Consider the following 20,296-nt stretch of genomic DNA (forward strand, 5'->3'; position numbering starts at 1 on the left):
AAATTGTTTTATTAAAAATCATTCCTAATAGGCTTCACATTCGGTCGCATTTATGGATAATAGAACTCGTCAAGACGCACGTCCGGAGAGGGCCCTTACGGGACCGGACGAGCGCTCCATCGCCATCGATCGAAAGGATCGAATCATGAAGTTTGTTTGCCCCGTTTGCGGTTATGTGGAAGAGTTCGACGGCGACCAGCTGCCCGAGGATTTTAAGTGCCCCCAGTGCGGCGTCCCCGGCTCTCGTTTCCTGAAGCAGGAGGAGGGCCAGCTCGAGTGGGCTGCCGAGCACGTCGTGGGCGTTGCCAAGATGGAGGGCGTCTCCGAGGACATCGTTGCCGACCTGCGCGCCAACTTTGAGGGCGAGTGCTCCGAGGTCGGTATGTACCTGGCCATGGCTCGCGTCGCTCATCGCGAGGGCTATCCCGAGATCGGCCTGTACTGGGAGAAGGCTGCCTACGAGGAGGCCGAGCATGCCGCCAAGTTCGCCGAGCTCCTGGGCGAGGTCGTGACCGACTCCACCAAGAAGAACCTCGAGATGCGCGTTGAGGCCGAGAACGGCGCCACCGCCGGCAAGACCGATCTTGCCAAGCGCGCCAAGGCCGCTGGTCTCGATGCCATCCACGACACCGTGCACGAGATGGCTCGCGACGAGGCTCGCCACGGCAAGGCTTTCGCTGGCCTGCTCAAGCGCTACTTCGGCTAAGCCAACCGCCTGAGAGACAACCTCTAGCTCGAAAAGGCCCGAACCGCAACGGTTCGGGCCTTTTTCGTTGCCTCGCGAACTTGCTGACGACCCGAAAAGAGACCGACCACGGCATCGGCTCCCCGTCAAAAACTAAGTGAGTAGGCTTTTTGGAACATTCCAAGCAGACCAATCATCTTGCTGCATAAAACCGCAAGTAGATAGCTTGTTACAAAACAGTCTGGTCACCATCACGCCAAAAGCCTACTCACTTAGATTTGCAACCGTCCACGATCGGGCCTTTTTGTATCTAACGGGTCTCTTTTTGTCGATTTCTCCCAGTTTTGACCAGTCAATGAAGAGCTCAGACCGCAGTAACGCCTCGGCCTTTTGCTCTTCCGGGCTTTTATCTCGATATTCAACGTCGAGCATTCTGCATACGGTCTTAACGATCGCGCGGAATCTGTCCACATCAGAAATCTGTCCGTGCGTCAGGAGAAACACATCGTAGCCCATGGCCTGAAGTGCCGTCATGCGGTCGGCGTCACGCAAACCGTCCCCCGCGCGCCCGTGCGAAGCCTTTCCCTGGCATTCGATGGCCACCTGCCGCATGCCGTCCGGCGAAGACAAAAGCAGGTCAATGTATACGCGGGACTTTCCGACAATTCCTCGAGCACTTGCGCTTAACGTCACTTCGACATTGAGTTCAATGCCGCAAAATCCTTCGCCTCCCAGGGCTCGCGGCAGCCCAAGCAACAAATACGCCTCGACTTCAAAAGGCGACGCGGCACCCTGTGGAACAAAACGCGATACCGCTGCGAATCGCTTGCCGTACCGCATCCCGCAAACATCCGAACAAAAACGGTCGAGATCTACACCCAAAACCAAAGCGTCGCGACGCCACAAATCCGAAGCGGCATCGTCCTCGGACGGACAGCGCGCCCAACCAAAGTCTGCCGGAATCGCACCCGAATCAATCGCGCGCGAAAGCTCCGACTCAAGCACCGCCGGTAGGGCGCACACCGCAAACGAGCCGCACAGCTCCGCTAATACCAAAAGAAGCTGGAGATCCGTCAGATGCCGTGACATGACGAATGCCGTCAGCAGGGGCGACGTAACCAAAAACCCATGCTCCGTTTCCAGCACGGATTCCCTGGGGAGCTCGCCCAGGAACAGCCGCTGCCTCATGCTGGCAGGGCAAGTCCGCCCACTTCTCGTCCGGACCAATGTATACAACGGAAAACCAAGCACAACCGCAGCCGTCGGGTTATGGGCGAGGTCATGTCGCAACCGGTCTTCTTCCGGTCGCGGAAGCGGCGGACACAAAGCGCGAACCTGAGGGGGCAAACGCCAATACTTAAAAGCCGATATGTCACAAAGTAAGTCCTTCATAGGCACAGGAAAGCACGGATTGCAACCCGGGCGCTTTCGCATTGGCGCGAACGCAACAAAAAGGGCGCCGAACGGACTGCCGAGTTTTCAACAGACGCCTCCAACTGACCAAAAGCTTGCCAAAAACTTGACGGAGCCTGTTGAAAACCCCAATTCCCTCTCACGTGGCGACCTTACGCGGGCAAGTGAGTAGGCTATCTGAAACATCCCGAGCAGACCGGTCATCTTGCTTCGTAAAACCGCAGGTAGACAGCTTGCTGCAAAACGGTCTGGTCATCATCACGCCAAAAGCCTACTCACTTAGGTTGCAGGCCTCCTCCATGAGCTGTGATTCCAAGGTATTTAGCACTGTTGGACTCAAATCGTCATACTGAACAAGAATTCGAACCGAGCTTTCAGGGACGGACGCGCCATCGTCGCACCATAAACAGTCACTGATATCGATAAAAGGGATACCCGAGCGCGTGAGGGCACGCGTAAAAGAACTTCCGCCCGTGCCATGTTCCACAACCACGACGCAGTAAAGGCCCGCGTCTGCGTGTTCGATCGAGACCTCCCCCGCTGGAAACGCCTTTCGCACGAGCGCCGCCAAGCCATCACGCGCCTCGCGAGCACGAACGCGCACGCGGTTCACATGCCGCTCGTAATCACCCGATTCCAGCAAACGAGCCAAAGCGACCTGGTCGACAGAACTCACCGACGAGGCATAGAAACCAAGGTTGCACCTAAACCGCTCCATCAGCTCATCGGGCAGCACCATGTACGCTAGACGCAACGCCGATGAAAGGCTCTTCGAAAACGTGTTGGTGTAGATAACCGACTGGGCGGCATCAATCGACGCGAGCGCGGGAATCGGCTTCCCGGCAAGGCGAAACTCACAATCAAAGTCATCTTCGATGAGATACCGACCTGGTCGCTCAGCGGCCCAGCTCAGAAGCGCATAGCGACGCGCAATGCTCGTCACAAGACCGGTCGGATACTGATGGGACGGCATCAGGTGAAGGACATCGGTCCCGCTTTTCTGCAGAGTGCTCAAGTCCACGCCCTCATCATCCAACGGGATATGTCGAACTTTGCAGCCCATAGCCTGATAGATACGCGTCAGACGCAAATAGCCCGGATCCTCAACCGCATACACCTTGTCCGCGCCAAGCAACTGAACCAACATGGTATCGAGCAGCTGGGCGCCCGCACCGATAACGATGTTGTTGGGGTCGACATTCATACCCCTTGTCCCGTGCAGATGGTGAGCAATTGCGCGTCGCAGCCGAGCAGTGCCCTGCGCCGGTGCGGGCGAAAAGATTTCGCGCTCGTCTTCGGATGCCAGCGTCGCCCGTAGCGCGCTTTGCCAAAGCCGCGCCGCCTCCAAAGCAGAAGGAGAAAGCGCATCGAATCGCTCGACCTGTCCGTTGACATCATGCACGCTGGGGCCCACAGAGACGGCATCTCGGTCGATGCCCTCCGCAGCCGAAGCCAAAACCGGTGCATCCGGAAGCTCGCAAGCGTAGTAGCCACGACGTGGTATTGAGCAAATATAGCCCTCAGCGAGTAACTGGCTATATGCATTCTCGATGGTAATAACACTGATTCCCAGATGACTGGCAAAGGCGCGCTTAGACGGCAAATGCTCCCCCGCCACAATGCGTCCAGCTACGATATCATCTCGAATTTGCTGGTAAACATACTCATAGAGCGATGCTTCGCCGCGTTTTTCCAAATTGTAGTCAAGCATGAGCCTATCACCTGACCTTATTAAGTCATTCAATCTGGTATTAGTCTGACCTTGTAATTATCTCGAAAACTGAGTATTTTGTCATACCCAGCTCCCCGATAGGATGTTCCGTCAAGCAATGCACATGCCAACCAAGGGAGCAACCATGGCAGAACAGAACAGCAAGGCCGACCGCGTCAAACTCAATCGCGAGCTCGCGCAGATGCTCAAGGGCGGCGTCATCATGGACGTTACCACGCCCGAGCAGGCACGCATCGCCGAGGAGGCAGGCGCCTGCGCCGTCATGGCCCTCGAGCGCATCCCGGCCGACATCCGTGCCGCAGGCGGCGTCTCGCGCATGAGCGACCCCAAGATGATCAAGGGCATCCAGGAGGCCGTCTCCATCCCCGTCATGGCCAAGTGCCGCATCGGTCACATCGTCGAGGCGCAGGTCCTGCAGGCCATCGAGATCGACTACATCGATGAGTCCGAGGTTCTCTCCCCTGCCGATGACGTCTATCACATCGACAAGACCCAGTTTGACGTGCCGTTTGTCTGCGGCGCCCGTGATCTGGGCGAGGCGCTGCGCCGTGTTGCCGAAGGCGCCACGATGATTCGCACCAAGGGTGAGCCGGGTACGGGCGACGTCGTTCAGGCCGTGCGTCACATGCGCAAGATCCAAAAGCAGATCCGTGACGTTGTTGCCCTGCGCAACGACGAGCTCTTTGAGGCAGCCAAGCAACTGCAGGTTCCGGTCGAGCTGGTGCGCGAGGTCCATGCCACGGGTAAGCTTCCCGTCGTGAACTTTGCCGCCGGCGGCGTAGCGACCCCCGCCGACGCCGCGCTGATGATGCAGCTGGGCGCCGAAGGCGTGTTTGTCGGCTCGGGCATCTTTAAGAGCGGCGACCCCGCCAAGCGCGCAGCCGCCATCGTCAAGGCCGTGGCAAATTTCACCGATGCCAAGCTCATTGCCGAGCTTTCAGAGGACCTGGGCGAGGCCATGGTGGGCATCAACGCCGACGAGATCGAGATTATCATGGAAGAGCGCGGGCGCTAGTCCAGCAGAAAGGATCGCACATGAGCGATTATGCAGACCAAACGGTCGCCGTGCTGGCGGTCCAAGGCGCATTTGCCGAGCACGAGGCAAGACTATCCGAGCTGGGCGCGCGCTGTATTGAGCTGAGGCAGGCGGCTGATTTAAAGCAGGACTTTGACCGTCTGGTACTTCCCGGCGGCGAGTCTACCGTTCAAGGGAAGCTGCTAGATGAGTTGGGCATGCTCGAGGAGCTTCGCACCCGCATTGTTGAAGGCATGCCCGTCCTGGGCACCTGCGCCGGCCTGATTCTGCTGGCTCATGACCTTGCCGCCCATGACGATAAGGGCACGCCGCGCCTGGCAACCATGGATGTGCTCGTTGAGCGCAATGCCTACGGCAGGCAGCTCGGCAGTTTTCGAACCAAGGGGCAGGTAGCTGGCATCGACGGTGAAGTGCCGCTGACGTTTATCCGCGCGCCCCGCATCGTCGAGGTCCACGGCGACGCAAAGGCCTTAGCGAAAGTCGACGGCCGTATCGTCGCCGCGCGCCAGGGCAACCAGCTCGGCGTAACCTTCCACCCCGAACTCGACGAAGACACCCGCCTCCACGAACTGTTCCTACAAATGTAGGCAGAACAGAAACGAGAGTGGATAATCTCCCACTTTGAGCCTGAATGCGAGCCCAAACTGGGAGATTATCCACTCTCATGCTATGTAGTCGTTGGGGACGTTCTTGAATGACTAGTCAAACAAGAACGTCCCCAACGACTAGTCATTTAAGAACGTCCCCAATGACTACAAGGAGTGTCCCAAACTGCCGGCAGAAAAGGAACGTCCCTAACTGCCGCATCCGGAGCAAGACAGCGCCGCAGGTAGAGGACGGACAGCGAGCGGGTCGCATTTGAGGCAAGGTGACGTGAAACGAGAGGGCGCTGACCTTCTGGTCGCGCCCTTGAAGTTGAACGTCAGATTGTCCAAATGCGGCCCGCGTAGCGTCGGCCCGTTACGGCGTTTGGTAAAACGCCGTAACTAAAAACGGTTACCGCGGAAGCCGCCACCGTTGCGGCCGCCACGGTCGCCACCGCGACCGTGGCGGTCGTTACCACGGTTGCCGCCGAAGCCGCCACGGTTGCCGCCGCGGTCGCCATAGCCACCACGGTTGCCACCAAAGCCGCCGCGACCGCCACGGTCGCCGCCACGGTCACCAAAGCCGCCACGGCCGCCACGGTCGCCACCGCGACCGCCGCGGTCGCCACCACGGCCACCACGATCGCCAAAGCCGCCGCGGCCGCCACGGTCGCCGCCACGGCCACCACGGTCGTCACGGCCGCCGCGAGGACCGCGATCCTCGTCCAGGCCCATGGCGACGAGCGGAGCGATAACCTTATCGAGAGCGGCCATCAGCTCGGTGGCCTCCTCGTAAGAAAGCTCGGGCAGGAGCTTCTCCTTCTTGTTGGAAAGCTCGACCAGGCCCTCAGCGGCATCCTCGGCAGCGAAGACGACGATCTTGCGCATATCGCCCTCGGCGTCGTCGATGCGGCCGACCAGGTCGGCAGCCTCGGCCTCGGCCATCAGGCCATCGAGCTCACGAAGGCGCATGCCCAGCAGGTCGGACATCTCCTTCTGCTCCATCTTGGGCTTGAGGTCAAGAAGCTTGATGGCGCGCTCGATGTTCGCCATGCGCTCGGCCTTGGCCTCCTCCTCCTTGGAAATAGCAAAGCGACGGCTGCGCAGCAGGCGGGCGGCCTTCTGCATCTTGTCCATCAGCTCTTCGTCATCGTAATCAACGGCGGCCTCGACAACCTCGGCCTCCTCCTCGGCGGAAACCTCGTCAGCAGCCTCAACCTCGGCAGCTTCGGTCTCCACGGTCTCGACTGCCTCAACCTCGGCAGCCATGGTCTCGCTCTCGGTCTCGTTCATGATCTCTTCGTTCTCGGACATGAGACTCCTTCTTGGCCCTCTCGGGCATCATCGCCCCATTCGCGGGGCCCGTCGCGCACTCTTTGCGCTTAAACATTCATGCCTCTCGGCAAAACGTCCATTAGTTTATGGTGTCGTCACCCAATCTAACTGCAGAATCTATGTGTACACATTAATGCGACATGTGCGACTCGCGGCGAGCGTACACCAGCGACGCGACGAACCCGATCACGGCAATCACGGCCGCCACACGCACGGCAGCTGCAAATCCAATCGCCTGGGCAACGTCCGTCGCAACGCCAGCGGCGCCGGCAGCTGCCGCAGAGCTCGAGAGCAGACCGATAAACAGCGACGGGCCAAACGACCCGGCAATCATATTCCACGTGTTGAGCAATGCCGTTCCGTGAGGATGCTCAGCGGCAGGCAGCGTCTCCAAGCCGACCGTCTGCGAGGGGCTCAGCACCAAACCGACGCCGGCATACACCACAACGGTCAGCGCCACAACAACGCCGACGTTCATGCTTGCAGCGGTCATCGAGATCGCAATCTGCCCCACGGCGATCAGGGCAAAGCCGACCGGCAGCAGCGGCCATGCGCCGTGGGCGTCCATCACGCGTCCACCCGCAATCGAGGTCACGGCGTTGAAGGCAATGGCCGGCAAAATGAGCAGGCCCGCAACAAGCGCGGTCACGCCGTATGCGCCCTCAAAATAGAGCGGCAGCAAAACGCTCATCGAGAAGGTCGTCATCATCGACACCACGACAAGCAGGCACGCAGGCCAAAAGCGAATGCTTGCCATGGGACGCACGTTGAGCACCGGATGCTCGAGTTTAAGCTGGCGGGCAGCAAACAGGCCAAGCAGCACAAAGGCGACAACAAGTGCCACGATGCCGTTTGTCACATTGGCAGAGAACTCACCGACGGAATATACAAACGCCGCGATGCCGGCGGCCAGCAAAACAACCGAAAGGACATCGAGCGAAACATTCGAGCGCTTGCCGACGTTTTGCACGAACTTTGCGCCCACGGCGGCGACCACGATACCGCCCACCAACGGGACGATAAACACCGCCCTCCAGCCAAATAGAGTGCACATAAGACCGCTGACCACGGGGCCAAACGCCGGCCCCAACGTGATGCAGGCGCCGCCCAAGCTCAGATATAAGCCGATCTTTTCACGCGGGGCGCAAGACAGCACCACGTTCATCATGAGCGGGAACAAGATGCCCGAGCCCGCGGCCTGCAGGATACGGCTCGGCAGCAGCACGGCAAACGACGGCGCCAACAGGCACAGAATCTCACCGGCGACCATGCAGCCGCATGCAAAGAACAGCAGCTTACGCGTCGAAAAGCGCCCAGACAGAAAGGCCATAATGGCCGTGAAGATCGACGTCACGATCATGTAGCCCGAAACGAGCCATTGCGCCGTGGTCGCACTCACCGAAAACGCCGCCATGATATCGTGCAGTGCCACGTTAATGATGTTCTCGTTAAACGCGGCGACAAAGGCGGCAACATACATCACGGTAAGAAACGTCGAGGTCGTCGATGATGATTGAGTTTGCTTCCGGGTTTTGGTCCCCATACAATTCCTTCCTCTTAGAACGACAAACGCATCGCCCCAGAGGAACGGTCTAGGGCGAAGATGAGCCCTAGATTTACATCGGATAGCACGAACGGCGTATCCGACAACATGGTTCAATAACGCAGCATTGTAACGCGCGCACGCAGCTTTGTCTCCGCGTTATTATTGAAAGTCCACGAAAGCACGAGACATGAGGAGCCCGCCATGATCAAGCCCATCATGAAGTCCGAGTTCTTTTTACGCCTGCCCTCCGAAGATGCCGGCCCCGAAGACGTTGCGACCGGACAGGACCTTCTGGACACGCTCCGCGAGCATGAGCACGAGTGCGTGGGCCTCGCCGCCAACATGATCGGCGTGCGCAAGCGCATCATCTGCGTAAAGGACGGTAGCAGGGCGCTGCTCATGTACAACCCTCAGATTCTTGAGCAGGTCAATGCCTATCAGACGAGCGAAGGATGCCTCTCTCTGATCGGCGAGCGCCCCTGCACCCGCTACCGCCGCATTAAGGTGGAGTATCTAGACGAGAACTTCGTCCACCGCATCAAAAACTTCTCGGGCTACACCGCCGAAATCATCCAACACGAAATCGATCACTGCAACGGGGTCGTTGTTTAGTTCCGCCGTTCGGTAGAACGGCGGAACCATATTAGTTCTGGCGGTAATGATCGAAGAAGTCAGCCAAGTCGTCGAGCGACTCTTTGAGCACTTCCATGCGCGGCAGGTACACGATGCGGAAGTGGTCGGGCTCAGCCCAGTTAAAGCCGCCGCCGCGCGTGATCAGGATCTTCTTCTCGTGCAGCAGGTCGAGGGCAAACTGCTCGTCATCGGTGATATTGAACTTTTTAACATCCATCTTGGGGAAGATATAGAACGCCGCGCGCGGCTTAACCACCGAGATGCCGTCGATCTTGTTGAGCGCCTCATACACAAAGTTGCGCTGCTCGTAGACACGACCGCCGGGGCGGATGTAATCGTTGACGGACTGGTGTCCGCCGAGCGCCGTCTGAACGATCGACTGAGCCGGCACGTTGGAGCACAGGCGCATGTTGGAGAGCATATTGATGCCCATGATAAAGTCGCTCATGCAGCGCTGGTTGCCCGAAAGCACCATCCAGCCAATGCGATAGCCCGCAATCATGTGCGACTTGGACAGACCGCTAAAGGTAACGCAGGGCAGATCGGGGGCGAGCGAGGCAATCGAGACGTGCTCGTAGCCGTCCATGCACAGGCGGTCGTAGATCTCATCGGCAAAGATCATGAGCTGGTGCCTGCGCGCAACCTCGACGATGCCCTCGAGCACCTCGCGCGGATAGACAGAGCCCGTGGGGTTGTTGGGGTTGATGATGACGAGGGCCTTGGTCGCGCTCGTGATCTTGGACTCCATATCCTCCAGGTCGGGATACCAATCCGCCTGCTCATCGCATAGATAGTGCACGGGATGTCCACCGGCAAGGGTTGCGCACGCCGTCCACAGCGGGTAGTCGGGGCTGGGGATCAGAATCTCGTCGCCGTTGTCGAGCAGCGCGTTCATCGAAAGCTGAATGAGCTCGGACACGCCGTTGCCCGTGTAGATGTGCTCCATCTGAACATTGGGCAGGCCCTTGATCTGCGAATACTGCATGATCGCCTTGCGCGCGGAGAACAAGCCACGCGAGTTGGAATAGCCTTCGCAGTCGGGCAGCTGCTGGCGCATGTCCTTGATGACCTCATCGGGCGTGCGGAAACCGAAGGGCGCCGGGTTGCCGATATTGAGCTTGAGGATGCGCTCGCCCTCATCCTCCATACGGGCAGCCTCGTCGACGACGGGACCGCGCACGTCATACAGGACGTTATCGAGTTTGGTGGATTTAGAAAAAGTACGCATGGTGGCGCTCCTTGGAATTTGAGCCGTGGGGCTAGGTTCGGATTTGGCAACGTTATGGGACGAGGACGTCTCGCCTTGATCGGCGCCACCGGCAAGCAGCCAGGTAACATCGACCTCCAAAATGCGGGCGAGCAGCTCTGCCACATCGCGCCGCGGGATCGTCTTGCCGCTCACATATTGGCTCATCTGACTCTTGCCGAGTTTTTTGCCGAGCATCTCCGATGCGCGGATTACGTCCGACTGGCGAACGTCGCGATCGGACATAGCCTGTCGCAGGCGATCGCTAAACGTCTCTTGGGCCACTAGAACCTCCTTGCTGGCAAAGTTCAATTTATAGAACACGAATTGAACCAAGGTTCAATTTAGCAAGCAGTATAGCGCGGCGCATTATCCGGAAGTTCAATTTCACAAGAAAATGTACCGAGCCCCGAGAATTGTCCAAAAGTGGACAACAGGTACGCGCTTTTAGAGGTATTCAAGGAATCGAGCGGCGGCAAGCGAAACGTCAGCCGTGCGATATATCGCGTTGATCTGCCGATGGGGATGCCCCTCGAGCGGGCGCACGGCAACATCGAACTGGCAGCGCCGCAAGATGAGCGCCGGAAGAATGCTCACGCCCAGACCGTCCTCGACCATGGCCATAATCGCATAATCATCCCAGGTCGACAGCTTAGAGCGCACCGCCAGGCCCGCGCGGCGAAACAGCGGCGTAATCTCGTCGTCGCTACCGCGTTCCAGCAGAATAAACTGCTCGTTGGCCAAATCGGCAAGGGAAACGACCTCCGCGGTGGCAAGCGAGGAGTCCGCTGGCACCACGGCCATCAGCTCGTCTTGCACCAACGGCCGCGACGCCATGCCGGCGCCGCGTGGCTCGCGCGGAATAAAGCCCAGGTCGCAGCGACCTTCCGCCACCCATTGCTCAATCTCGGAGTAATCACCCATCAGAAGCTCGTAATCGACATCCGGGTGATCAGCGCGAAACCGCGCGATCACCGACGGCAGTACATGGGTCGCCACACTCGAAAACGTACCGATACAGATCTTGCCGCGCATGAGCCCCCGCATTTCGTCCACGCATCGCTGCAAGCGGCCAAACTCTTCGCATAACGCCTCGACTGCCGGCATGACCTGCCGCCCGTCGGCAGAAAGCACCACGCCCTCGCGGCTGCGATCAAGCACCTTGAAACCCCAGTCTGCCTCAAGGTCGCCTACCATGCGACTCACGCCCGACTGCGAATAGCTCAGCCGCTCTGCAGCACGCGTAAAGCTGCCGGCACGCACCGTCTCGAGCAGCACCTGCATCTTTTGGATATTGGTCTCCACGGCACGTCCCCACCTTTGCATGAGTATTTGTCATGTCATCCATGAATTATATTCGCTTTTCTTCTATAGCCCGCTACCCCATAGTGAATTTGCACGGATACAGAAGGGGCGGCAGTGCATGAACAACAATGGATTGGTTACATACTTAGCAGCATTACTGTTGTTTGGCTCTAACGGCATCATCGCCGCAGCTATCGCACTGCCGAGCTCCGACATTGTGCTCCTGCGTACGTTTTTGGGCGCCCTCTCGCTTGTCACCATCCTCACCATCACCCAACGCCATAAGTTGCAGGCGCTATCTCGTCCCCGCGAAGCCGCAGCCCTCCTTCTCTCGGGAGCCGCGCTGGGCGCCAGCTGGATTTTTCTGTTCCGCGCCTACCAGACGATCGGCGTCGGCGTATCCTCGCTGCTGTACTACTGCGGCCCCATCATTGTCATGGCACTCTCCCCGCTCATCTTTGGCGAAAAGCTAACCGGCGGCAAAATCGCCGGCTTTATCGCCGTTGCTTGCGGCGCCTTCCTCATCGCGGCCCAAGGCCTCGGCGGCAATATGCCCATTGCAGGTATCGCTTGCGGAATCGCCTCGGCATTTTGCTATGCGCTGATGGTCATCGCTAGCAAGGGTGCGCCACACATCGAAGGCCTCGAGAACTCCACGCTCCAGGTGAGCGCCGCCTTTGGGACCGCGCTGGTCCTTACGCTCATCACGCAGGGCGCTCCCTCATTCCTGTCCGCCGGCGTCGCCGCCAGTATTGATTGGCGCGCCGTCGTCATGCTCGGCGTCGTCAACACCGGCATCGGTTGCCTGCTCTACTTTAGTGCCGTCGCCAAGCTGCCCGTCCAGACCGTCGCGGTCGTCGGCTACCTTGAGCCGCTTTCGGCCGTCGTGTTCTCCGTTGCCCTTTTGGGCGAGACCATGACGCTCATCCGCCTCATGGGCGCCGCGTTGATCATCGGCGGCGCGATCTTTTGCGAAGTCGCCGGCAAACGCGCAGACACCAAAGCAAGCATCGCCCAGGCAGCACGTGCTTAAAAGCCCCTCTTCAGTTTCAAAGCAGGGGCGCGTCCGCGGTTATCACATTGCAGCAAGCCATTCAGCGGATATGCCCCGGCTTTGAAATGCTACCTGCGTACGTGAATAATCCCCAGATGGGGATTATTGTCTAAAACACCCCGATGTGCCAAACTGCTCTTATATGTATAAAGATGGCATAAAGGTTATCTGCCCTAGACAGATAACCGGATGTCTAAGGGAGTCCACGTGGCACACAACAAACTGGAGGCAAACCTCCAAGACCAGCATGGACAGGGCGGGCATGGAGCCATTCCCCTCTCCGCTGGCATGCTGCTCGTAACGCTCGGCGTCGTCTACGGCGACATCGGCACGAGCCCCATGTACACCATGAAATCAATCGTCGCCAACAACGGCGGCATCGGTACCGTCAGCGAGGACATGATCCTGGGCGCGCTTTCGCTCGTCATCTGGACCATGACGCTCGTGACCACGGTCAAGTATGTACTGATCGCCATGAAGGCCGACAACCACAACGAGGGCGGCATCTTCGCCCTGTTCAGCCTCGTACGCAAGGTGGCGCCGTGGCTGATTCTTCCCGCCATGATCGGCGGCGCGGCGCTGCTCGCCGACGGCATCCTCACCCCCGCGGTCACGGTCACCACGGCCATCGAGGGTTTGCGCACCATCGAGTGGGGCCATGCGCTTTTGGGTGACGGCCAGACCAACGTCATCATCATCACCATTATCATTATTTGCGGGCTGTTTGCCATGCAGCGCGCCGGTACCTCGTCAATCGGCAAGCTCTTCGGCCCGCTCATGACACTATGGTTCCTGTTCTTGGCAGGCGCCGGCCTGTTTAACATGCTCGGCAATCTGTCCATCCTACGCGCGCTCAACCCCATCCGCGGCATCATGTTCCTGTTCTCGCCCATCAACCACTCGGGCATCATGGTGCTCGGCTTTGTCTTCCTGTCGACGACCGGCGCCGAGGCGCTCTACTCGGACATGGGCCACGTGGGCAAGGCCAACATCTATGCATCCTGGCCGTTCGTAAAGGCCGCACTTATCCTTAACTATCTGGGTCAGGGCGCTTGGCTGCTCGCCAACAACTCCAATCCCCAGATGCTCGCAATGGACATCGTCAACCCGTTCTACATGATGCTTCCCGAGCCCCTGCGCCCCTTTGCCATCGTACTTTCGGCCGTGGCGGCCATCATTGCCTCGCAGGCGCTCATTACCGGCTCATTCTCGCTGGTATCCGAGGCAACGCGCCTCAACCTTATGCCGCACCTTCGCATCCACTACCCCAGCGACACCAAGGGCCAGCTCTATATTCCGCTCGTCAACAACATCATGTGGGTCGGCTGCATCTTCATCGTGCTGCTGTTCCAAAACTCCGAGCGCATGGAGAGCGCCTACGGCCTCGCCATTACCGTGACCATGCTCATGACCACGACGCTTTTGACGAGCTACATCGCCGGCATCCTCAAGCACAAGCTGGTTGCCTGCGTCTTCGCCCTGCTCTTTGGTGCCATTGAGCTGTGCTTCTTCGCTTCGTGCCTCACCATGTTCTTTGACGGCGGCTACGTCATGATCTTCCTGGCGGCACTGTTGTTCGGCCTTATGTATGTATGGCGTCGCGGCACTGCCATCGAGCGCACGCAGACGATTCTGCTGCCCGTCTCCAAGTACATCGACCAGCTCAATCGCCTGCGCAATGACGAGACCTATCCCGTGCTCGCCGACAATCTGGTGTTCCTCACCAACAGCCCCGACCCGCTCACGCTCGACCGCGACGTGCTCTATTCCATCCTGGACAAGCACCCCAAGCGCGCCAAGGCATATTGGTTCATCAACGTGCACGTTACCGACGAGCCCTATACGCACGAGTATTCCGTCGAGACCTTTGGCACGGACTTTTTGTTCCGCGTGCGCCTGGACCTGGGCTTTAAGGTCAACCAGCGCATCAACGCCTATCTGCGTCAGATCGTTGGCGACTTGATGACATCGGGTGAGCTGCCACCGCAGCATCACACCTACTCCATCTACGAGACACGCGGCAACGTGGGCGACTTCCGTTTTTGCATGCTGCGCAAGATGCTTGCCCCCGAAACGGACATCAACCGCAACGACCACCGCGTGATGGCCATCAAGTACGCCGTCCGCCGCGCCTGCGGAAGCCCGGCACGCTGGTACGGTCTTGAGAACTCGGCGATCATCATCGAGTACGTGCCTCTCTTTGCCCGCATGCGTCCGGCGGTCAAACTCGTACGCACCCATGTGCCGCTCGAGGTCCAGATCGAAGAAGCCGAGGAAATGGAAGTCGATATCTTCTCGGACGACCTGGTCAACGGCAACGAGGCCGGTAGGGACATGAACGTCGATCCCACCGAATTGCTCGAGAGCGTCGCCGATACGCCCGAACAGCAACTGCTCGACGGCCTCGAGAGCGCCCAGCTCAACGACGCCAACTTCTAGCGACGTCGCGCATCAACGACAGCGCCCCTGCACCTCACAGGAGATGCAGGGGCGCTTTGCATTTCAGTAAAGCCGTCGGCTACGAACGACGCGGCTCGGGAACCACGAGCCTATCGGGGCTCGCGCCCTCGGCATCCATCAGGCTCACGTAGCGAATCGACGGATCCCCATACATCGCGTAGTAATAATTGCCCGTGCGCGCGCTAAAGCATCCGGTGTAGATAGTCTTCTCGAACTTGCCATCGCCCATCCTGGACGCCCCCTCGATCATCACCACGCCCTCGAGCGAGCGGAACATGCGGACGACGTTTTCGGTCTCGCTCTCCTTTTGCGGGTAATTGGCATTGAGGTACGCCGCCTTTACAAAACGGCTCGGCGAATAGCAGTCACCCGGAATACCGCGCATGCCGGCACCGGCTCCATAGGGCTTAAGCTCGGCGCCACGCCACTTCGCCGTCTGCGGAAAATCGCTTGTGGCGGTGATATAGGTGCGCAGGTTTTCCATGTGCCACGGGAAGGTGGGCTGATTGGCAAGGGTGTCGACCGGATCGTCGTATACATGCAGGCCGTCAGCCATCATCTCGACCACGATGCTGCGCTGGCTGTCGCCGATAATCCAATGGAGCAGCGACACGCCCAGCCCCTCTCCGGCAGATTTGGCGACAATCACCGTATCGCGCAGCGCGGCCTCGACCTCATCGACCGTCGAGAACGTCGCTGCCACCCACAGGGGAAACTCATAGGCCGCGATGTTGGTCTTTCCATCAACCGGGCCCTCGGCATACTCGGCATAGCCGGGAAAGTTGAGCCCCGCCACAGCCAGACCCGCATCGTTACCGCAATCGAAAAACATGGGATAGTTCTTGTAATCGATGCACATGCCGATTACCGCGTGTGCCGCCGACGCATCGTCGATAAACGAATACGGAATGTGGAACCCGCGCGGCATCACGCGAACCTGTTGGCCGTAGTCAAAGCTCCAGTCGAGGTTGCGGCCCAGATACATGTGACCAGAATTATCGGTAAATCGAATACTCGTACACATAGCGCCTCCTAGCTTTACGTTCCTGCTAAGTTCATTGTCTCCAAACAAAAAGGCGCTAAACACAAAAGCCCGGACATGACAACAATGTCACGCCCGGACTATTCAAGCTGGATAAACTCAACCAAGTTAACCCCGCAGGTCGTCTAAGGGGTCAAAGTGCCACAGATTGCCACGAAAGAGGAGCGCCGCGTACTAACGGTACGCAAGCGACGATTGAGCGGCAAGGTGCGGTGCTTTGATCCCCTTAGACCAACTTGCCGAGACAGTGGTCGATCATATGCTGAATCATCTGTGCCTCGAAGCCCACAAAGTCCTGCTTGCGCTCGCGCATCTTGCCGTCGACGATCTGGTCAAAGGCAACCTTGCACTTGATGTAGCGCGTGGACTTGGTGACCTCCTCGTGCGTCAGGCAGCTCTCCTCCATCTTGCTGGCGCCCAGACCAAACACCAGACGGGGGTTGTAGAGCACATGGGGCTCGCCGGCATCGTCCAGGTAGACGCAGACCTTCTTGGTGACGCCGATCTGGTTGGCGGCAAGGCAGCCGGCATCGTCGAGCGACTTGATGGTATCGATCAGGTCCTGTGCCACCGACTCGTCCTCGACGGTCGCGACCTCGCAACGCTGGGACAGAATAGCCTCGTCGTGGCAGAGCTCTTTAATCATACGTTCCTCCATAGGGGTCGTTGTAACTGCTTAAGTATACGGTACCCACACATTTTCATACGGAAAATACCGCCCGTCCGCTACAAAGCGCCGAACATCAACATGTGAGGAACAGCAAGGTTGTAAAGGCGATATAGTGAGTGAGTTCGTGTCAATCGGCCTAAACTCGGGGCCGAACAAGGAAAGGGTATACATGGACGAACTATTTCACGTCAGCGAGCGCAAGTCCACAATCGGGACTGAACTTCGCGCTGGACTGACAACGTTCCTGGCGATGGCCTACATCATTGCCGTCAACCCCGCGGTGCTCTCGGGCGCCGGCATCGATGCGGGAGCGCTCGCCTGCGCCACTTGCCTGGGCGCCGGCATCATGACCATCTGCATGGGCGTCTTCGCCAACCGCCCGCTCGCCTGCGCGTCGGGCCTGGGCATCAACGCCATGATCGCGGGCATCGCCACCACCATGTGTGGCGGTGACTGGCACGTAGCCATGAGCGTTATCTTCCTCGAGGGTATCGTCATCTTGCTGCTCGTCCTTTGCGGCCTGCGCGAGGCCATCATGGATGCCATCCCTGTGGTCCTGCGCCACGCCATCTCGGTTGGCTTGGGTCTGTTCATCGCCATGATCGGCCTGTGCGACGCCGGCATCATCACCGCTGGCGCCGGGACGCTCGTCGGCCTGGGCGACATCGCCACCCCCACCTTTATCGTCGGCATCATCTCCATCGTCGTGACGGTTGCCCTGGCTTCCCGCAACGTGCCGGGCTCGCTGCTCATCGGCATCATCGTCGCCGTTATCGCCGGTATCCCGCTGGGCGTCACCCATGCGCCCGAGGGCCTCATCGCACCGCTCGACTTCTCGACCTTTGGCGCCCCGTTTGCCAGCACCGCCGACGGCAACATGGCCATCGTGAAGGTTCTGACCGACCCGATGCTGCTCGTCGTTGCCTTCTCGCTGCTCATGAGCGACTTCTTCGACACCATGGGCACCGCGATGGCCGTCGCCAAGCAGGGCGAGTTCTTGACCGAGGACGGCAATGTCGAGGACATCCGTCCCATCCTGGTCGTCGACTCCGTGGCCGCTGCTGCCGGTGGCTTTATGGGCGTCTCCTCCATCACCACCTTCGTCGAGTCCACCTCTGGCGCTGCCGACGGTGGCCGCACGGGCCTTACCTCCGTCACCACCGGCGTGCTGTTCATTCTCGCCGCGTTCTTCTCCCCCATCGTCACCATCGTTTCCAGCGCCGCCACCTGCGGTGCTCTGGTCTACGTCGGCTACCTCATGATGAGCGAAGCCTCCGAGATCGACTGGTCCGACGTGTCGCAGGGTTTCCCGGCGTTCATGATCGTCGCCGGCGTGCCCTTCACCTACTCCATCTCTGCCGGCATTGGCCTAGGCTTTATCGCCTACGTGATCGTCGCGCTCTTTAAGGGCGAGGCCTCCAAGATCAAGCCGCTCATGTGGATCGCAGCCCTTGCCTTCCTCGTCTACTTCTTCGTGGCGTAACGGCACAGTCTGCCAAAGCAGAACACAAAAGCGCGGAGTCGCATCGAGCGGCTCCGCGCTTTTCTTTTAAAGCCAGGCAACGCACGGACGCGCGATGTATTGTTTCCCAAGTTTTGGACATTTTGCCCTCCAAACGGCACTACCGCCGACTACATCCTGCAGATATGCTGGGCGTAATCGCATAGGCCCTATGAGGATGGGAGTAACCATGGCCGCCTTGTTCACGACCCCCAAGCGCAATGACAAAACCTCAGGAGCCCATTTTATCGAGCCCGACGTGCGCCGTCGCACGCTGCTCGCACGCGGCAGCTGGCGCCGCGTGACGCGCCGCATCGTCTGCGGCCTGGCCTGCGCGCTCACGGTGAGCTCGCTGCTCATGCCGAGCGTCTCGCTCGCGGCCGAGTGGGTGGACGTCGGCGGCAGCCGGTATGACGCTGGCACCGCGGCGGGTGACGAGGCTGGCACCTGGTCATGGGATGGCGCCGATGACATGAAGCTCAACGGCTATGACGGCGGTGCGATCGAGGCCGAGGGCAAGCTCAACATTGCCTACGAGGGCAAGAACACCGTGAAAACCGAGCCCGATTACACCGGAGCCGCCATCAAAGCGCAGGATGGCACTAGCCAGAAAGCAGAGTTGAACATAACGAGCTCGAATAGCACGGATGAGCTCAATGTGACAGCCGAGACCGATGCAATTAAATCCACAGGCGACCTCTCCATTTCTGGCCCAGGCACTGTGAACACCACAAGCGCTACTGCCGACGGAATTGAGGCAAAGGGCAATCTTTCTATCACGGGCTCGGGCACCGTGAATGCTACGGGCGGCACCGAAGGCATCCAATCCAAGGGCAAGACCACCATCGATTCCTCTGGCACAGTGATCGCTAAAGGAAACGAAAGTTACGGCATCTCCGCGGGCAGTGACCTCATCATCAAAGGCGGTGGCAAGGTAGAAGCAAGCTCGATAGAAGAAGCGGCGATTTGGGCTGACGGCAACATCGACATCTTGGGCGGCAGCCAGGTTAAGGCAAACTCCGAGGAGGATCTTGCCGTCGACACTGAGGGCAGTCTCACGGTCACCAACGCATCCCTTAACGCAAGCGGTGTTGAGTATGGCGTCTATGGCCGCAAGGGCATCACGCTCGACCACGCGACCGTGACGGTCCGTGCAAGCACGGGCGGCGGTTGGCAAACTATCGCTCTCATCACTGACGAGGACGACATCGTCATCAAGAATGGTTCCATCGTGGACGCGCTCGCGGAAGGCGGGTTCTCGGCTGCTATCGCCAGCAGAAACTACAACCCTGGCGAGTCAGGCGGCCACATCTACATCAGCGACTCCGCTGTCAAGGCTATAGCCCGCTATATCGAGACCGGTGGCGGCGGCCCCGATCACTACAGCGGAGACCAGAACGACGAAATCATCCCTGAGTCCGAGGGCCTGAACATCGGCATCTTCGCGCAGACCAGCGAGGGCATCACGCCCGCGACCATCTCGATTATCCGCAGCAAGGTCACGGCCGAGGGAGACACGGCAGCAATCTTCGCCCTTGCCATGAGCGAGGACGGCAAGGCGATCGGCACCATCGAGATCGAGGGCGCTCCCATTCAGAGGCCCGCAGGCGGCAAGGTCATTGACTATCGCTACGAGCAAGAGTACAGCCGCAGCATTATCTATGAGGCAGGGCAAACCATCGGCACGGGCGACGCCACGATCGACTCCCCCTATGACGCCGCTGTCGCCAAGAGCACGGTCATCGTGCCTCCCGAGGAGATCAAACCCGAGGAAAAGCCCGGCGAGACCAAGCCCGAGGGTTCCAAGTCCGAGGGCACGAAGACAACCAAGACCGTTGCAGTTGCAGCCACGGGAGCCAAGACCACCGGCAAGCTCGCGGCAACCGGCGACGCCTCGAGTGCCTTCATCGTGGCATCCGCCCTTGCGGGAACAGCCGCCATCGCCGCAGGCGCCGTGGTGAGCCGCAAGCGCTCATAGACGCCCTTCATACACGAACCGACACTTTTAAAGCCGCCTAGTCCGCGCACCGTTTAGCAACGCCACCGCCGAGCTC

At 59.3% G+C, this 20,296-nt stretch carries 16 protein-coding genes; 8 read left to right on the forward strand and 8 right to left on the reverse strand.

What is annotated here, in order from left to right; all coding sequences use genetic code 11:
* The first annotated feature begins 145 nt into the window (after window positions 1-145).
* Window positions 146-706, forward strand: a complete 561-nt coding sequence (locus tag ACEXKH_RS01960) for a ferritin family protein (RefSeq protein WP_432316707.1) — start codon at window positions 146-148, stop codon at window positions 704-706.
* Window positions 707-949: 243 nt separating this feature from the next.
* On the opposite strand, the gene ACEXKH_RS01965 is transcribed toward ACEXKH_RS01960, so the two are convergent.
* Together ACEXKH_RS01965 and pdxR are read right to left on the reverse strand one after the other, a co-directional pair.
* Window positions 950-1,831 (reverse strand): hypothetical protein, encoded by an 882-nt coding sequence (locus ACEXKH_RS01965; RefSeq protein ID WP_373572883.1) that lies wholly within the window; start codon window positions 1,829-1,831, stop codon window positions 950-952.
* Between the two features lie 538 nt (window positions 1,832-2,369).
* On the reverse strand, window positions 2,370-3,809 hold the full coding sequence (gene pdxR / locus ACEXKH_RS01970) for a MocR-like pyridoxine biosynthesis transcription factor PdxR (protein WP_373572884.1): 1,440 nt from the start codon (window positions 3,807-3,809) through the stop codon (window positions 2,370-2,372).
* Window positions 3,810-3,954: 145 nt separating this feature from the next.
* On the opposite strand from pdxR, the gene pdxS reads away from it, so the two are divergent.
* Entirely contained in the window at window positions 3,955-4,845 is an 891-nt protein-coding gene (gene pdxS, locus ACEXKH_RS01975) for a pyridoxal 5'-phosphate synthase lyase subunit PdxS (protein ID WP_035137036.1), read from the forward strand.
* 20 nt (window positions 4,846-4,865) lie between these two features.
* The gene (gene pdxT, locus ACEXKH_RS01980) at window positions 4,866-5,453 is read left to right on the forward strand and encodes a pyridoxal 5'-phosphate synthase glutaminase subunit PdxT (RefSeq protein ID WP_195544259.1); all 588 of its coding nucleotides are present in this window, start codon (window positions 4,866-4,868) and stop codon (window positions 5,451-5,453) included.
* 399 nt (window positions 5,454-5,852) lie between these two features.
* Here the strand turns inward: pdxT and ACEXKH_RS01985 are convergent, their stop codons facing one another.
* Together ACEXKH_RS01985 and ACEXKH_RS01990 are read right to left on the reverse strand one after the other, a co-directional pair.
* Window positions 5,853-6,764 (reverse strand): hypothetical protein, encoded by a 912-nt coding sequence (locus tag ACEXKH_RS01985; protein ID WP_373572885.1) that lies wholly within the window; start codon window positions 6,762-6,764, stop codon window positions 5,853-5,855.
* A gap of 151 nt (window positions 6,765-6,915) precedes the next feature.
* Window positions 6,916-8,328, reverse strand: a complete 1,413-nt coding sequence (locus ACEXKH_RS01990; protein ID WP_373572886.1) for an MFS transporter — start codon at window positions 8,326-8,328, stop codon at window positions 6,916-6,918.
* Between the two features lie 204 nt (window positions 8,329-8,532).
* Between ACEXKH_RS01990 and ACEXKH_RS01995 the strand changes: the two genes are divergently transcribed.
* Window positions 8,533-8,943 (forward strand): peptide deformylase, encoded by a 411-nt coding sequence (locus ACEXKH_RS01995; protein ID WP_373572887.1) that lies wholly within the window; start codon window positions 8,533-8,535, stop codon window positions 8,941-8,943.
* Between the two features lie 31 nt (window positions 8,944-8,974).
* Here the strand turns inward: ACEXKH_RS01995 and ACEXKH_RS02000 are convergent, their stop codons facing one another.
* On the reverse strand, window positions 8,975-10,456 hold the full coding sequence (locus ACEXKH_RS02000) for an aminotransferase class I/II-fold pyridoxal phosphate-dependent enzyme (RefSeq protein WP_373572956.1): 1,482 nt from the start codon (window positions 10,454-10,456) through the stop codon (window positions 8,975-8,977).
* A 201-nt stretch (window positions 10,457-10,657) separates the two neighbouring features.
* The gene (locus ACEXKH_RS02005; protein ID WP_349099774.1) at window positions 10,658-11,515 is read right to left on the reverse strand and encodes a LysR family transcriptional regulator; all 858 of its coding nucleotides are present in this window, start codon (window positions 11,513-11,515) and stop codon (window positions 10,658-10,660) included.
* 118 nt (window positions 11,516-11,633) lie between these two features.
* Here ACEXKH_RS02005 and ACEXKH_RS02010 point away from each other — a divergent pair, with 118 nt between their 5' ends.
* A complete protein-coding gene (locus tag ACEXKH_RS02010; protein WP_373572888.1) occupies window positions 11,634-12,548 on the forward strand; it encodes a DMT family transporter in 915 nt (304 codons plus the stop codon).
* Between the two features lie 210 nt (window positions 12,549-12,758).
* Window positions 12,759-15,008 carry a KUP/HAK/KT family potassium transporter gene (locus ACEXKH_RS02015; protein ID WP_373572889.1) on the forward strand — a complete coding sequence of 750 codons (2,250 nt, stop codon included), beginning with the start codon at window positions 12,759-12,761 and terminating at the stop codon, window positions 15,006-15,008.
* 79 nt (window positions 15,009-15,087) lie between these two features.
* Here ACEXKH_RS02015 and bsh read toward each other — a convergent pair whose 3' ends face one another.
* Both bsh and ACEXKH_RS02025 read right to left on the reverse strand, forming a co-directional pair.
* Window positions 15,088-16,053, reverse strand: coding sequence for a choloylglycine hydrolase (gene bsh / locus ACEXKH_RS02020; protein WP_373572890.1), 966 nt, complete (start codon window positions 16,051-16,053; stop codon window positions 15,088-15,090).
* A gap of 244 nt (window positions 16,054-16,297) precedes the next feature.
* Window positions 16,298-16,717, reverse strand: a complete 420-nt coding sequence (locus ACEXKH_RS02025; RefSeq protein WP_055250721.1) for a peptide deformylase — start codon at window positions 16,715-16,717, stop codon at window positions 16,298-16,300.
* Between the two features lie 193 nt (window positions 16,718-16,910).
* Here ACEXKH_RS02025 and ACEXKH_RS02030 point away from each other — a divergent pair, with 193 nt between their 5' ends.
* Together ACEXKH_RS02030 and ACEXKH_RS02035 are read left to right on the forward strand one after the other, a co-directional pair.
* On the forward strand, window positions 16,911-18,224 hold the full coding sequence (locus ACEXKH_RS02030) for an NCS2 family permease (protein WP_373572891.1): 1,314 nt from the start codon (window positions 16,911-16,913) through the stop codon (window positions 18,222-18,224).
* Window positions 18,225-18,432: 208 nt separating this feature from the next.
* Entirely contained in the window at window positions 18,433-20,220 is a 1,788-nt protein-coding gene (locus tag ACEXKH_RS02035; protein WP_373572892.1) for a hypothetical protein, read from the forward strand.
* Window positions 20,221-20,296: the final 76 nt, after the last annotated feature.

Origin of the sequence: Collinsella aerofaciens ATCC 25986, assembly GCF_964259375.1 — a bacterium.
Taxonomy (GTDB): domain Bacteria; phylum Actinomycetota; class Coriobacteriia; order Coriobacteriales; family Coriobacteriaceae; genus Collinsella; species Collinsella aerofaciens_BO.

Coding starts and splice junctions, on each gene's coding strand:
- ACEXKH_RS02035 (WP_373572892.1), top strand. CDS start 18,433: ATGGCCGCCTTGTTCACGACCCCCAAGCGCAATGACAAAACCTCAGGA.
- ACEXKH_RS01960 (WP_432316707.1), top strand. CDS start 146: ATGAAGTTTGTTTGCCCCGTTTGCGGTTATGTGGAAGAGTTCGACGGC.
- ACEXKH_RS01990 (WP_373572886.1), bottom strand. CDS start 8,328: ATGGGGACCAAAACCCGGAAGCAAACTCAATCATCATCGACGACCTCG.
- pdxR (WP_373572884.1), bottom strand. CDS start 3,809: ATGCTTGACTACAATTTGGAAAAACGCGGCGAAGCATCGCTCTATGAG.
- ACEXKH_RS02030 (WP_373572891.1), top strand. CDS start 16,911: ATGGACGAACTATTTCACGTCAGCGAGCGCAAGTCCACAATCGGGACT.
- ACEXKH_RS02025 (WP_055250721.1), bottom strand. CDS start 16,717: ATGATTAAAGAGCTCTGCCACGACGAGGCTATTCTGTCCCAGCGTTGC.
- ACEXKH_RS02000 (WP_373572956.1), bottom strand. CDS start 10,456: ATGTCCGATCGCGACGTTCGCCAGTCGGACGTAATCCGCGCATCGGAG.
- pdxT (WP_195544259.1), top strand. CDS start 4,866: ATGAGCGATTATGCAGACCAAACGGTCGCCGTGCTGGCGGTCCAAGGC.
- pdxS (WP_035137036.1), top strand. CDS start 3,955: ATGGCAGAACAGAACAGCAAGGCCGACCGCGTCAAACTCAATCGCGAG.
- ACEXKH_RS02015 (WP_373572889.1), top strand. CDS start 12,759: ATGTCTAAGGGAGTCCACGTGGCACACAACAAACTGGAGGCAAACCTC.
- bsh (WP_373572890.1), bottom strand. CDS start 16,053: ATGTGTACGAGTATTCGATTTACCGATAATTCTGGTCACATGTATCTG.
- ACEXKH_RS02010 (WP_373572888.1), top strand. CDS start 11,634: ATGAACAACAATGGATTGGTTACATACTTAGCAGCATTACTGTTGTTT.
- ACEXKH_RS01995 (WP_373572887.1), top strand. CDS start 8,533: ATGATCAAGCCCATCATGAAGTCCGAGTTCTTTTTACGCCTGCCCTCC.
- ACEXKH_RS01985 (WP_373572885.1), bottom strand. CDS start 6,764: ATGTCCGAGAACGAAGAGATCATGAACGAGACCGAGAGCGAGACCATG.